This is a genomic window from Streptomyces sp. NC-S4 (assembly GCF_054353315.1).
On the sequence record NZ_CM135937.1, the window covers coordinates 5,208,946 to 5,223,210 of the forward strand.

Here is a 14,265-nt window from a genome sequence, read left to right on the forward strand (position 1 = left end):
AAGTGGAGGAGTACGCGGGCCGGATCCTGGCCGGCCGCTACCGCCTGCCCCTGCCGCCGTCCGACGAGTACGAACTGATAGAGACCCGCGCCTTTGACACCCGCAGCGGGCAGGAAGTCCTGGTACGGCAGGTGCCGTTGCCGGAGGTCGTGGACGCCGAGCTGCTGGACGGGCCGCGGGCCGTCCCGGCGGCACGCCGCTCGCCCGCCGATCTGCCGGCCGTCCGCCGTGCCATCGAGGCGGCGCAGGCCGCGGCCTCGATCCCCGACCATCCCCGGCTGGACCAGGTCTTCGACGTGTTCGCCGAGGGCGAGTCGCTGTGGATAGTGAGCGAACTGGTTCCGGCCCGGCCGCTGGCCGCGCTGATCGCCGATGAACCGCTGAGCCCCTACCGGGCCGCCGAGGTGGCCTCGGACGTACTGACCGCGCTGAGGGTGCTGCACGCGCACGGCTGGACGCACCGGAACATCACCGTGCGGACGGTGCTGGTGTGCGAGGACGGGCGCGTCGTGCTGACGGGACTCGCGGCCGGCGCGGCGGAGGAGGCCCTGTGCGGGTACGACCCCGTCCCGAGCGCCGAGGACACCGGCGACGGAACCGCGGGGTGGGGTACAGCCACAGCCACCGCCCCGGTGCCGAATCCGGCCCCGGCCCCGGCCCCGGATCCGGCTGCCGCCGGCCCGGCGGACGTCGCGTACGCACCGCTCGTGGCCCCCGGGTACGACACCGGGCCGCGGTACACCGACCACATCACCCCCGGCCGTCCGCAGGAGCGCCCCGACCCGCAGGCCGCCGCGCGGGCCGGGGCCATCGCCGCCTACCGGGCCGGGGCGCGGGCGGCCGCCGCCCGGGTGATCGAGGAGCGCAGGGCCGGGGCTGCGGCGGCCGGGACCGAGGCCGGCGCGCCGCCGGAGCGCCGCCCCGAGGGGTCGACCCTCCCGCAGGGGTACTCGTACCCGTACGGCGGCCCGGAGACCGGCGCCGCCGCCCCCTGGCACGGCGCCACCCCCCGCCGGGCGGAGCTTCCCGCAGCCGCCCCGGAGCCGGAGCAGGAGCAGGCGCAGGAGCCGGAATCCGTACCCGACCCCGAGCGCGACCCCGACCCCGAGCCCCGTTCCGCTCAGGCGCCCCAGGCACCGCCCGAGCGGTCCGCCCTGCCCGCCCAGCTCGCCCTGCCCCAGGGCTACCGGCAGGCCGATGCACCCGCCCCGGCCGCCCCCGACCGGCCACAGCCCACCGGCACCGGCACCGGCTGGTCCGGGCCGCGGACCGGCCTGGACGCCGAGCGGGCGCGGCAGACCCGGATGGCCGTCGTCGGGGCCGTCACCGAGCGGTGGGCCCCCGAGCAGGCCGGCCCCGTGCACGGCCACTGGCAGCTCGCGGCCCCCGTCGGGCCCGCCACCGACCTCTGGGCGCTCGGCGCGCTGCTCTACCGCGCGGTGCAGGGGCACGCCCCGTACCCGGAGGACAGCGTCGCCGAGCTGGTCGAGATGGTCTGCGCGGAGTCGCCCGCCTTCGCGGAGGAGTGCGGCGCGCTGCGCCCGGTCGTGGAGTCGCTGCTGCGCCAGGACCCCACCGAGCGGCCCGACTTCGAGGAGCTCCGCGGCTGGCTGCGCTCGCTCGTGCGGTCCGCCCCCGAGCCGGACAGCGGGTTCGGGGCGCTCCCGATGCCGGAGCCGGATCCGGCGCGGCTGCCCGTCGTACGCCGCCGCGGCGAGGTCCACGGCCGCCACCGCAACCCGGCGGGCCCCCGCAAGCCGCGCGCCCTCGGCCGGAGCCTGCTCGTCGGGATCCTGGCCCTCCTCGCCGGCGCGGTGGCGTACGCGATGCTGTTCCTGCCCCGGGCCGCCGACCAGGAGCCCGCGGGCGATGCCCGGGGCAGCACCGCGCAGGCGCCGGCGAAGCCGAGCCCGTCCCGGGTGCCTTCGGGCACGCCCGAGTCCAAGCCCGCCCCGCAGACGACGGCGCCCGCGGAGTCACCGGCCGCCCCGGCGCCCGCGCCGGCCGGGTACACCACCCAGCAGGACCCGGAGCACTTCGAGATCGCCGTGCCCGACGGCTGGGAGCGCCGCGGAATCAACGAGTCCGGTCAGGTCCGCTACACCGACGGGCAGTTCGTGCTGACCGTCGTCCCCGGCCGCGACAAGGTCCAGGGCAATCCGGATCCGGCGGCGTACCAGAAGGACAAAGAGCCGGAGCTGACCCCGTACCGGACGTCCACCTGGTCCACGGTCGGCGATGTGAAGACCACCAAGGTGGGCCAGCAACTGCGGGCCACGGGCCGGTACACGTGGATCGACGGGACCGGCCGCAACGTCTTCGCCCGCAACTTCGTCGTGGCACTGGGCGGCAGTTACCACGTCGTCCTGGTGACCGGTCCGGAGGACGAGCAGTCCAAGGTCACCGAGGTCTTCGAGAAGGCCACGGCGAGTTACAAGGCGGGCGGTTGAACGGATACTGACGACTGATCAGTACGGCGATTGCGTCACAGTGCCGTCTTTCGGCGCCCGGGCGGTTCCGGCAGCCCCTCCGGGCTCCGTAATCTGGCCTGAAGTGCAGAGAGCGGCGGGATTTCGTGGAACAGCAGACAGGTGGGGGCGCCGTGTTGGCGGGCCGGTACCGGCTCGTCGAGCCGATCGGCCGGGGCGGCATGGGCAAGGTGTGGCGCGCGCATGACGTGCTGCTCCACAGGACCGTCGCCGTCAAGGAACTGACGGCGGGTCTGTACGTCGCCCAGGCCGACCGGGACGTCATGCACGCCCGGACCCAGAAGGAGGCCCGGGCCGCGGCCCGGATCCAGCATCCGGCGGTCGTCACGGTCCACGACGTCCTGGAGCACGACGACCGGCCGTGGATCGTCATGGAGTACATCGACGGGCCCTCCCTCGCGGACGCGGCCAAGGCGGCCGGGCGGATCGAGCCCCGCGAGGCGGCCCGGATCGGCCTGCACGTGCTGGGCGCCCTGCGCGCCGCGCACGCGGTCGGCGTGCTGCACCGCGACGTGAAGCCCGGCAACGTACTGCTGGCCAAGGACGGCCGGGTGCTGCTCACGGACTTCGGGATCGCCGCGATCGAGGGCGACTCGTCCATCACGCGCACCGGCGAGATCGTCGGCTCCATCGATTACCTCGCGCCCGAGCGGGTCACCGGTGGCGTCCCCGACCCGTCCTCCGACCTGTGGTCGCTGGGCGCCACCCTCTACACGGCGGTTGAGGCCCGTTCGCCGTTCCGCCGTACGTCGCCCATCTCCAGCCTCCAGGCCGTGGTCAACGACGAGCCGCCGGCGCCGCGCCAGGCCGGGGCGCTGGGTCCGGTCATCACGTCCCTGCTGCGCAAGGACCCGACGCAGCGCCCCTCGGCCGAGGAGGCCGAGCGGATGCTGCTGGAGGCGATGGAGGGCCGCGAGCCGAAGGCCGCGCAGGCGTACGTGCCCACGCGCGCGGTGACCCCGGAGGAACTGGCCCCGGCGCAGGAACGGTTCGAAGTGCCGGTCGTGCCGGTCGTGCCGGCGGAGCCCGCGGCGACGGCCGCACCGACGGCCTCGGCGACGGAGCCCCTGCCGCCCGCGGCGACCACCACGGCCATCCCCGACCCGGCCCGGGGCTGGCGGGGGCGGGCCGTGGTCGTGGCCCTGGTGGCGGCGCTGCTCGGCGGCGGCGGTGTGTTCGGCGTCCTCAAGTACACCGGGGACACGGGGAAGGACGAGGCCCCGGACAAGGTGGCCACCTCGGCGGGCCCCCCGGCGGGCTGGACCAAGGTGACCGATCCGACGGGCTTCAGCCTCTTCGTCCCGGAGGGCTGGAGGCGTCAGATGGACGGCGACCAGATCGACTACACCCCGGACAACGGGAAGCACTTCATCCGGATCGCCGCCGACCCGAGCCCGGACTACCCGAATCCGTACGCCCACCTGCTCGACCTGGAGCAGCAGGTGCAGAAGCGGTTGGACTACAAGAAGGAGCGGCTGAACCAGAACACCTTCCGGGACAGCACCCGGGCCGCGCTCTGGGACTTCAGCTGGACCGAGAAGGGCACGCACGCCGGACCGCGCCGGGCCATCGAGCAGATGTACATCGCCCCGGACGACACCGAGTACGCGATCTACATGTCGGGTCCCACCGTCGACTGGAACACGACCCGCCAGCAGTTCGACATCGTGCTCAGTGGCTGGGAGCCGCCCGCCGCGCGCTGATCGGCCCCGATTCCGGGATCCTGCCAGCAATCGCTGGCGGAAATGACAAAATCCGGTTACCGGCGGGTACCCAAAGGCTGTCCGGCGCAATACGCTCACCGGCATGACGGACTCGCAGGCCCCCGCCGCCCCCCTCCGGACCGCACCGGAGCCCACCAACCCGGTCGCCCCGGCCCCGGCCGGTGCCCGCACCGCCGCCGACGTGGTGACCCCCGACCTGGTCGCCCGGCTGACCCGCGGAGTGATCGGATCCGGCCGCACCGCCAACCACACCCCCTTCACCGGGGACCGGCTGGCAGAGCTCCCGGAGGCCACCCCCGAGGACGTGGCCGAGGCCTTCGACCGGGCCCGCGCCGCCCAGCCCGCCTGGGCGGCCGTCCCCGTCGCCAAGCGGGCGGCGGTCCTGCTGCGCTTCCACGACCTGGTCCTCGACCGGCAGGCCGAGGTCCTCGACCTGATCCAGCTGGAGACCGGCAAGGCGCGCCTGCACGCGCACGAGGAGGTCCAGGCGGTCGCCGTCTCGGCCCGCCACTACGGACGCAAGGCCCCCGGATACCTGCGCCCCAAGAGCCACACCGGCGCCATGCCCACCCTCACCAAGGTCACCGAACTGCGCCAGCCGCGCGGGGTCGTCGGCCAGATCGCCCCCTGGAACTACCCCCTCGAACTCTCCGTCGGCGACGCCCTGCCCGCCTTCGTCGCGGGCAACGCGCTCGTCATGAAGCCCGACACCGAGACCGCACTGACCGCCCTGTGGGCGCGCGACCTGCTGATCGAGGCCGGCCTGCCCGCGGAGGTCTTCCAGATCGTCCTCGGCGAGGGCCCCGTCGTCGGTCCCGAGGTGGTCCGGCACGCCGACTACGTCTCCTTCACCGGCTCCACCCGCACCGGCCGCGAGGTCGCCCGGGGCGCCGCCGACCGCCTCGTCGGGGTCTCCCTCGAACTCGGCGGCAAGAACGCCATGCTCGTGCTGCACGACGCCGACATCGAGAAGGCCGCCGCGGGCGCCGTCCGCGCCTGCTTCTCCTCCGCCGGACAGCTGTGCATCTCCATCGAGCGGCTCTACGTCCACGCCTCCGTCGCCGACGCCTTCGTCGAGCGGTTCGCCGCCCGTACGAAGGCCATGCGGCTCGGCGCCTCCCTCTCCTACGGCGCCGACATGGGCTCGCTGGTCGGCGAGCGCCAGCTGGAGACCGTACAGCGGCACGTGGACGAAGCCGTGGCCAAGGGCGCCACCCTCGTCGCCGGCGGCACCGCCCGCCCCGACATCGGCCCGCTCTTCTACGAACCCACCATCCTCGACGACGTCGAGGCCCCCATGGCGGTGTGCGGCGAGGAGACCTTCGGCCCCGTCGTCTCGATCTACCGCTTCACCGACGAGGACGAGGCGATCGCCGAGGCCAACGCCACCGCGTACGGCCTGAACTCCAGCGTCTGGACCAAGGACGCCCGCCGCGGCCACGCCGTCGCCTCCCGCCTGCGCACCGGCACCGTCAACATCAACGAGGGCTACGCCCCCGCCTACGGCAGCGCCCAGGCCCCCATGGGCGGCATGAAGGACTCCGGCCTCGGCCGCCGCCACGGCTCCGAGGGCATCCTCAAGTACACCGAGGCCCAGACCGTCGCCCACCAGCGGCTGCTCCCGATGGCGCCCTCGCTGGGCATGGACGACGAGAAGTACGCGGCGTTCATGACCCGCAGCCTCAAGGTCATGAAGGCCCTCCGACTCCGCTAAGGGGCAGCACCGTGTCTGATTCCGAGTCCGCAGCCGACTGCTACGACTACGACGTCATCGTCATCGGATCGGGCTTCGGCGGATCCGTTTCCGCGCTGCGCCTGACCGAGAAGGGCTACCGGGTCGGCGTCCTGGAGGCCGGACGCCGCTTCACCCGCGAGAGCCTGCCGAAGAACAGCTGGGACCTGCGCAACTACCTGTGGGCCCCGGCCCTCGGGCTGTACGGGATCCAGCGGATCCACCTGCTCGGCAACGTGATGGTGCTCGCCGGCGCCGGTGTCGGCGGCGGCTCGCTCAACTACGCCAACACGCTGTACGTGCCGCCCACCGCCTTCTTCGAGGACCGGCAGTGGGCCTCCATCACCGACTGGCGGGGCGAGCTCACCCCCTACTACGAGCAGGCCAAGCGGATGCTCGGGGTGCGCCTCAACCCGACCATGACCCCCTCCGACGTCCACCTCAGGGCGGCCGCCGAGAAGATGGGCGTCGGCGACACCTTCCACATGGCCCCGGTCGGCGTCTTCTTCGGGGACGGCGACGACGCCGACGGGCGACCGAAGGTCCGGCCCGGGGACGAGGTCCCCGACCCGTACTTCGGCGGCGCCGGCCCCGCCCGCAAGGCCTGCACGGAATGCGGCGAGTGCATGACCGGCTGCCGGCACGGCGCGAAGAACACCCTGAACGAGAACTACCTGCACCTCGCCGAACGCGCCGGCGCCGTCATCCACCCGATGACCACCGTCACCGCGCTCTCCGACCACCCCGAGGGCGGCTACCGCGTCCGCACCGTCCCCACCGACGGCCGCCGCCGGGGCCGGGCGAAGGTGCTGCGCGCGCGGTACGTCGTCGTCGCCGCGGGGACGTACGGCACGCAGACCCTGCTGCACACGATGAAGGACCGCGGCGAGCTCCCCCGCATCTCGCAGCGGCTCGGGGAGCTGACCCGGACCAACTCCGAGGGCCTGGTCGGCGCGCAGACCGACGACCGCCGCTACCGCAAGCGGCACGGCGGCGACCGCCGGGCCGACTTCACCCGGGGCGTGGCGATCACCTCCTCGGTGCACCCCAACGCCGACACCCACATCGAGCCCGTCCGCTACGGCCGGGGCTCCAACGCGATGGGTTTCATGACCGTCCTCCAGGTCCCCCACAGCAGGCACCGGGTCCGTGCCTGGTTCGGCCGGACCGTGCGGCACCCGGTGCAGCTGGCGCGTTCGCTGTCCAACCGGCGCTGGTCGGAGCGGACCATCATCGGCCTGGTCATGCAATCGCTGGACAACTCGCTGACCACGTACCGCAAGCCCGGCGGGATCGGCAAGGGCCTGCTCACGGCCCGTCAGGGCCACGGCGCCCCGAACCCGGTCCAGATCGCGGAGGCCACGCAGGCGGCCACCCTGCTGGCCGAGGAGATCAACGGCTTCCCCGGCAGCAACATCGGTGAGCTGATGGGGACCCCGCTGACCGCGCACTTCCTGGGCGGCTGCCCGATCGGAGCCTCGCCCGAGGAGGGAGTGGTGGACCCGTACCACCGGCTGTACGGGCACCCGGGCATCTCGGTGGTGGACGGTTCGGCCGTCTCCGCGAACCTCGGGGTGAACCCGTCGCTGACGATCACCGCGCAGGCGGAACGGGCGATGTCGTACTGGCCGAACAACGGGGAGCGGGACCCGCGGCCCGAGCAGGGGGCCGCGTACGTGCGCCTGGACGCGGTGGAGCCGGTGCGTCCGGCGGTACCGAAGGAGGCCTTCGGCGCGCTGCGGCTGCCGTTCATGGCGGTCCCGGAGGTTCCGCCGCGCCGGCCGTGAGGAATCCGGAACCGCTGGTGTGACAGCGGTGGGTACCGCGCTCCCCCTCCGAGCGCGGTACCCACCGCGGTACATACGTGACAGATGTTCAGCCTTGATGGTTGTACCGGAATCAGCCGTGCCGGTCTGTGGTGTCGATCACACGGTGAAGGGTGCAACTGCGACTGATGTTCGGCAGTCAACGGCTGCATGAGAAAGCGCATCTCGTTGCTGGCCGCCGGCGCCCTCGTGGCGCTGGGGACGGCCACCGCTCCCGCACACGCCGCGGACCCCGTCTTCACCCTGACCGGACCGGCCGGGATCGGTCTGCGCCCGCACCCCGGGCAGAGCGGTGAGCCGCAGAAGACCTCGGTGCAGTTCCGGATCGTCAACGATTCGACCAGGACGTTCGACCGCCAGAGCACTTTCACGATCGACCTGAGCGGCCTCAAGGGCGTCGCCGACGTGACGCTCGCGAAGGAGCAGGGTGCGGACTGCAAGCTCACGGCCGCGGCCGTGACCTGCAAGAGCTGGGCGCTGTGGACGGGCGACAGCGCCCTCGTCGGCCTGGACCTGAGCGCGGCCAAGGACAGCAGGGCCGGTGCGACCGCCGACCTGACGGTCACCGGCGCGGCGGAGGGCGCCACCTTCAGGTCCGCCACCACCAAGGTGCGCGTCGGCGGCCCCGACCTGGTGCTGGAGCGGGCCCGGCTGAAGGCGGAGCTGAAGCCGGGCGACAAGCAGAACCTGTCGATCGTCTTCGCCAACGAGGGCACCGACCCCGTCAACGGGGTGGTGCTCGAAATGCGCACCTCGCACGGCATCGACCTGGTCGAGCAGTACGACAACTGCTCGTACTCCGACGACAGCAGCTCCGGCCTGCCGCGGAACACGGGCTGGACCACGGTGCAGTGCCTGCTGGAAGGCGAGTACGAGCCGGACGCGGTCTACGGCGTCGACGGCCCGCTGACCCTCAAGGCCGCCCCGCACGCCTTCATCGACGGCCTGACCTACGCGGTGTACGCGGCCGGGGACCAGCCGAAGGCGGACCAGTCGAAGGCGGCGAAGAACCGCGCGCCCGCGGCCGCCCGCAACAAGCTGGCCGCGGCGAAGCAGGCCCCCAAGGCCGCGGCCCGCTCCGTCCGGCCCGCGGCGGACCTCGACCCCTGGAACAACATCCACGAGTTCGACTTCGCGACGCGCAACACCGCCGACCTTGTGGCCACGGGCGTGTCCCTCAAGGGCAAGGCCGGCGAGACGGTCAACGCCGACTTCGGCTTCCGCAACGACGGCCCCGCATGGGTCGCCCACCTGCGCTCCCGCAACTCCGTGGCCCGTACCGACATCGTGATCCCGGCGGGCGCGAAGGTCACGAAGGTCCCGGCCGGCTGCACCGGGGTCAACGCCGACGGCACCGACCGCGAGCAGACCCTGGGCGCGCCGCGCTACTTCTGCTCCACCGGCCATGTCGTGGGGGAGAAGGAGACCTTCGTCTACCCGTTCCAGCTGAAGATCGAGACGGTCGTGGCCGACGCCAAGGGCGCGATCACGGTCGGCCAGTGGACGCCGGAGGGCACCACGGGCCAGCGCTGGGACCCCAACCACGCCAACGACAAGGCGGCCTTCGTGATCAACGCGAAGGGTGCCGGACCGGCCCCGACCACCACCACCTCGGCCACGCCGTCCCCGACCGGTTCCGCGACGGCCACCGCGACCGCGACCGCGGCGCCGAGCGCCTCGGCCACCGGTACGGGCGTCACGGCCAACGGCGGCCTCGCCTCCACCGGCAGCTCCGCCCGGGTGATCGCGCTCGGCGGCGCCGTGCTCCTGGTCGTCGGCGGCGGGCTGTTCCTGGCGTTCCGCCGCAAGGCGGGCGCACACGCGTAACGCGCGACGACGCAGAACGGCCGGCCCGGGGCGTCCCCCGGGCCGGCCGTCCTCTGCGGGGTGACCGGGCTGCTGTCCCCTGCCGTCCGGTCACGCGAAGGAGCGAGGTCCCACGACGCACGCTCCACGGGGCGTGCGTCTCATCGCTCCAGCGGATCCACGCGTGGTGTTGCGGGTCCGCGGCTGGCTGACGCGGACACCGTGCCCAACGAAGGGCCCCCGGGCCGGTCACGGCCCGGACGGGTGACGAACGGCCGTCACACGCGGCCCCGGCACAGCTCCAGCAGGGTCATGGCCAGGGCGGTGCCGGGCTTTCCGAGCGCATCGCTCCAGTGGGACAGCACCTCCATCTCGCGCGACAGGTGCACCCGGCGCCCGCCGGACGCGATCCGCGCGTCCTGGATGACCGTCGAGACGGCCATCCGTTCCTGGATCAGGCCGATGATCCGGTCGTCGAGGGCGTCGATGCGCGCACGGGAGTCGGCGATCAGCTGCTCGGGGGTGGTGGTGATCGTGGTCATGGCGTTCTCTCCTGTGGGTCGTGTCGTGCCGACGGGAGCGGAAACGCCGAAGCGCCCCGGTCCTGTCGGACCGGGGCGCTTCCGGGAAGTCAGTGGCTCAGGCGAGCATCACGAGGACCCATGGCGACCGGACCGACCGGTGCCATAGGTAAAGACGAAGCTCAGCTGCTTGCGCATGGAACGGATTATTACCTTCCTCCCGCCTCCTGGCCAAGCCGATTCGGATGGTGAGACGAAGAGGGCCCGGCGGCCCCCGTTAGAATCGACAAAACAGCCACCTCTTCCGCCGGAAGGCCGCCCCGTGCCAGAAGCACCCTCCGCCGCCCACGACAGCGCCCCGGACACGGTTCTCGTCGTCGACTTCGGCGCCCAGTACGCCCAGCTCATCGCCCGCCGCGTCCGCGAAGCGCGGGTCTACAGCGAGATCGTGCCGAGCTCGATGCCGGTCGACGAGATGCTGGCCAAGAACCCCAAGGCGATCATCCTCTCCGGCGGTCCGTCCTCCGTGTACGAGGAGGGCGCCCCGCAGCTCGACCGTGCGATCTTCGAGGCCGGCGTCCCCGTCTTCGGCATGTGCTACGGCTTCCAGCTGATGGCGGTCACCCTCGGCGGCACCGTCGACAACACCGGCGCCCGCGAGTACGGCCGCACCCCGCTGGCAGTCTCCAAGCCCGGCTCCACCCTCTTCGAGGGCACCCCCGAGAACCAGTCGGTGTGGATGTCCCACGGCGACGCCTGCTCCGCCGCCCCCGAGGGCTTCACCGTCACCGCGTCGACGAACGTCGTCCCGGTCGCGGCCTTCGAGAACGACGAGAAGAAGCTGTACGGCGTGCAGTACCACCCCGAGGTGATGCACTCCACGCACGGCCAGCAGATCCTGGAGCACTTCCTCTACCGCGGCGCCGGCCTCGCCCCCACCTGGACCACCGGCAACATCGTCGAGGAGCAGGTCGCGGCCATCCGCGAGCAGGTCGGCGACAAGCGCGCCATCTGCGGCCTCTCCGGCGGCGTGGACTCCGCCGTCGCCGCGGCCCTCGTGCAGAAGGCCATCGGCTCCCAGCTGACCTGCGTCTACGTCGACCACGGCCTGATGCGCAAGGGCGAGACCGAGCAGGTCGAGAAGGACTTCGTCGCCGCCACCGGCGTGCAGCTGAAGGTCGTCGACGCGCAGGAGCGCTTCCTGAACGCGCTGGCCGGCGTCTCCGACCCGGAGACCAAGCGCAAGATCATCGGTCGCGAGTTCATCCGCGTCTTCGAGCAGGCCCAGCTGGAGATCCTCCAGGAGGACGGCCCCGCGGTCGCCTTCCTCGTGCAGGGCACCCTGTACCCGGACGTCGTCGAGTCCGGCGGCGGCACCGGCACCGCCAACATCAAGTCCCACCACAACGTGGGCGGCCTCCCCGACGACATCGAGTTCGAGCTCGTCGAGCCGCTGCGCCAGCTGTTCAAGGACGAGGTCCGGATGGTCGGCCAGGAGCTCGGCCTGCCCGACGAGATCGTCCAGCGCCAGCCCTTCCCCGGCCCGGGCCTGGGCATCCGCATCGTCGGCGAGGTCACCAAGGAGCGCCTGGACCTGCTGCGCGAGGCCGACGCCATCGCCCGCCACGAGCTGACCGCGGCCGGCCTGGACCGCGAGATCTGGCAGTGCCCGGTCGTCCTGCTCGCGGACGTCCGCAGCGTCGGCGTCCAGGGCGACGGCCGCACCTACGGCCACCCGATCGTGCTGCGCCCCGTCTCCTCCGAGGACGCGATGACCGCGGACTGGACGCGCATGCCGTACGAGGTGCTCGCCCGGATCTCGACCCGCATCACCAACGAGGTGCCGGAGGTGAACCGGGTGGTCCTCGACTGCACGAGCAAGCCCCCGGGCACCATCGAGTGGGAGTAGTCCCACCCGGTTCCACCGGAACGCCGTGAAGCCGCCGCCCCGCACCCGCGGGCGGCGGCTTCGCCGTTCCTCTGGCCACTTGGCGGGGCCCCGGGTACCTTGCGCGGCGAACCGAGCCGTCCGAAGGAGCCCCCATGCCGGACCAGCCCGTACCCGTGCCCGTGGAACGGCTGGGCTTCGAGATGCCGCCCGTGCACGACACCGTCGACGCGGCGCGCGCCCACCGCAAGGAGCGGCTCGCCGAGGCGCTGCGGCTGCTGGCCCGCCTCGGCCACGAGGACGGGGTGGCGGGGCAGATCACCGCGCGGGACCCGGAGTTCGAGGACTGCTACTGGGTGAACCCCTTCGGCCGGGCCTTCGCCGAGCTCACCGCCGACGACCTGCTGCTGGTCGACGGCGACGGCCGGGTGGTCCGCGGCGGGCGCCGGGTCAACCAGCTGGCCTTCGCCGTGCACGCGGCGGTCCACCGCCGCCGCCCCGAGGTGGTCGCCGTCGTCCGCGCGCAGGGCCCGTACGGCCGGGCCCTCGCGGCCCTGGGCGAGCTGCTGGCCCCGATCACCGAGGAGGCCTGTGCCTTCTACGAGGACCACGCGCTCCTCGACGAGTACTCCGGGGCGGACGAGCCGGAGCGGACCGCGCTCGCGCTCGGCCCGTACAAGGCGCTGGTGCTGCGCAACCGCGGGCTGCTGACCGTGGGGGACTCGGTCGACGCCGCGGTCTGGTGGTTCATCGAGGCGGAACGGGCCGCGCAGGTGCAGCTGATCGCCCGGGCCGCCGGCAAGCCGGTGCCCATCGACCACCGCGCCGCGGCCCTGACCCGCGAGCGGTTCGGGTCCGATCTGGCCGCCTGGGTGAGCTACCAGCCCCTCAGGGAGCTCGTGGCGTCAACATCATGAACCGTTAATCACCTGCTCTGACATCGTGCGCAATCCGGAGCACTGCCGCAGTGGTGCACAATTCGCTGGCATTGCACCGAAGTTCAGAGAGGCGGCACGTACGTGGCTGTCCAAGAGATGTCCCGAGGTACCCACACCACCGCCTGCGCCTGCGACGAGTGCGCCCGCGAGGGCCACCGCCGCGCGGTCACGGCGTTCCTGGAGAAGCGCGACGAGTTCGCCTCCGGGCAGGGCGTGCCGGCCGCCGTGGCCCACTCGCTCGGCGCCTCCCGCCAGTGGGTTTCCGACGAGCTGACCCTGTCGGCCCGCACCGTCGCCGACCGGGGCCGGGAGGCCGGGAACACCTGGCTGTACCTGTTCTCGCGGCGGGCCGTCCTCGCCATCTGGATCGCCGCCGGGGTGCTGCTGCTGGTGCAGGTCGCCGCCGCGCTCGGCACCGGCTGGTCCACGGCGCGCACCGCCGGGCTGCTGGCGGCCCTGGTGCTGGCCGGACTGCTCACGGTCGCGGCCCGCGCCCAGTCCGTGCGCGGCGGGCTGCTCGCCCCGCTGGTCGGCGAGGACAACCGGCTGTCCACCTCGAAGGCGGTGCCCAGCGCCTGGGTGGTGCTGACGGCCTTCGCCACGCTGCTGCCCGCGCTGCGGCTGGCCGCCTCGCCGCCCGGCCCCGAGCGGCAGGCGCTGTACGCGGGCCTCGCGCTGGACCGGGCGCTGCCACTGCTCACGGTGGTCGCGCTGACCTCGGCCGTCGCGGTGCTGGTGCGCCGGGTGGTCTCCGTACGGATCATGGGCCAGCGGCTGCAGAAGCTGCCGGCCGACCGGCCGCGCGGGGCGGACCTCCTGACGGACGACGCGGGCCGCGGGAGCTTCCCGGACGCGCAGTACGTGCTCGTCTCGACGGTGGTGCTCGGCTACGCGGCGGCCTCGCTGGCGCGCTTCCCCGCCCGGCTGCCGCAGCTGCCCTGGGCGCTGGCCCTGCTGGTGGCGCTGTCGGCCGCCGTGTACCTGGCGGCGAAGTACGCGGAGGGCAGCCGCCCGCTGGTGCTGTCGGTGGTGCGCAGACGGGAGCCCGGGGATCTGGACGCGGCCGTCCGCCCGGGGGACGACATCGAGATCCGGGGCGTGGGATTCGTGCCGCCCGGCGCGCAGACGCCGGAGATGCTGGCCCGTCTGGTGGTACGGGTCGGGGCGGTGCACGTGCACGTGCCGCTGGTCCCGGTGGCGGGCGGATTCACCAATCCCTCGGACGCCGTTCTGACCGTGCCGGTCCCGGCGGAGGTGGAGCCGGGGCGCGTCGAGATCCAGGTGGTCACGGCCGCAGGGGTGGAATCCAACCGCTGCACCATCGATGTTGCCGAGTGATCG

Annotated in this window: 9 protein-coding genes; 8 read left to right on the top strand and 1 reads right to left on the bottom strand. The window is 73.1% G+C overall.

Annotation, left to right across the window (positions count from 1 at the left end; all coding sequences use genetic code 11):
- Nucleotides 1–2: 2 nt before the first annotated feature.
- From ACXNSR_RS23555 to ACXNSR_RS23575, 5 genes are all read left to right on the top strand, one after another.
- A complete protein-coding gene (locus tag ACXNSR_RS23555) occupies nt 3–2,450 on the top strand; it encodes a protein kinase (RefSeq protein ID WP_458637461.1) in 2,448 nt (815 codons plus the stop codon).
- Between the two features lie 125 nt (nt 2,451–2,575).
- Nucleotides 2,576–4,192 (top strand): serine/threonine-protein kinase, encoded by a 1,617-nt coding sequence (locus ACXNSR_RS23560; RefSeq protein ID WP_458637462.1) that lies wholly within the window; start codon nt 2,576–2,578, stop codon nt 4,190–4,192.
- Between the two features lie 103 nt (nt 4,193–4,295).
- Nucleotides 4,296–5,927: a succinic semialdehyde dehydrogenase gene (locus ACXNSR_RS23565; protein ID WP_458637463.1), complete on the top strand. Its 1,632-nt coding sequence runs from the start codon at nt 4,296–4,298 to the stop codon at nt 5,925–5,927.
- Between the two features lie 11 nt (nt 5,928–5,938).
- Complete coding sequence (locus ACXNSR_RS23570; RefSeq protein ID WP_458637464.1) at nt 5,939–7,732, top strand: GMC oxidoreductase; 1,794 nt, start codon at nt 5,939–5,941, stop codon at nt 7,730–7,732.
- A gap of 189 nt (nt 7,733–7,921) precedes the next feature.
- Nucleotides 7,922–9,598, top strand: coding sequence for an LPXTG cell wall anchor domain-containing protein (locus ACXNSR_RS23575; RefSeq protein ID WP_458637465.1), 1,677 nt, complete (start codon nt 7,922–7,924; stop codon nt 9,596–9,598).
- A gap of 257 nt (nt 9,599–9,855) precedes the next feature.
- Here ACXNSR_RS23575 and ACXNSR_RS23580 read toward each other — a convergent pair whose 3' ends face one another.
- On the bottom strand, nt 9,856–10,119 hold the full coding sequence (locus tag ACXNSR_RS23580) for a chorismate mutase (RefSeq protein WP_030011742.1): 264 nt from the start codon (nt 10,117–10,119) through the stop codon (nt 9,856–9,858).
- Nucleotides 10,120–10,420: 301 nt separating this feature from the next.
- Between ACXNSR_RS23580 and guaA the strand changes: the two genes are divergently transcribed.
- From guaA to ACXNSR_RS23595, 3 genes are all read left to right on the top strand, one after another.
- Nucleotides 10,421–12,007 (top strand): glutamine-hydrolyzing GMP synthase, encoded by a 1,587-nt coding sequence (guaA, locus tag ACXNSR_RS23585; RefSeq protein WP_458637466.1) that lies wholly within the window; start codon nt 10,421–10,423, stop codon nt 12,005–12,007.
- Nucleotides 12,008–12,141: 134 nt separating this feature from the next.
- Nucleotides 12,142–12,903, top strand: a complete 762-nt coding sequence (locus ACXNSR_RS23590; RefSeq protein WP_458637467.1) for a class II aldolase/adducin family protein — start codon at nt 12,142–12,144, stop codon at nt 12,901–12,903.
- A 102-nt stretch (nt 12,904–13,005) separates the two neighbouring features.
- Entirely contained in the window at nt 13,006–14,262 is a 1,257-nt protein-coding gene (locus ACXNSR_RS23595; RefSeq protein ID WP_458637468.1) for a hypothetical protein, read from the top strand.
- Nucleotides 14,263–14,265: the final 3 nt, after the last annotated feature.

Bases quoted from the DNA above. Each gene is read 5' to 3' on its own strand.
- ACXNSR_RS23590 (WP_458637467.1), top strand. From the start codon at position 12,142: ATGCCGGACCAGCCCGTACCCGTGCCCGTGGAACGGCTGGGCTTCGAG.
- ACXNSR_RS23575 (WP_458637465.1), top strand. From the start codon at position 7,922: ATGAGAAAGCGCATCTCGTTGCTGGCCGCCGGCGCCCTCGTGGCGCTG.
- ACXNSR_RS23565 (WP_458637463.1), top strand. From the start codon at position 4,296: ATGACGGACTCGCAGGCCCCCGCCGCCCCCCTCCGGACCGCACCGGAG.
- ACXNSR_RS23580 (WP_030011742.1), bottom strand. From the start codon at position 10,119: ATGACCACGATCACCACCACCCCCGAGCAGCTGATCGCCGACTCCCGT.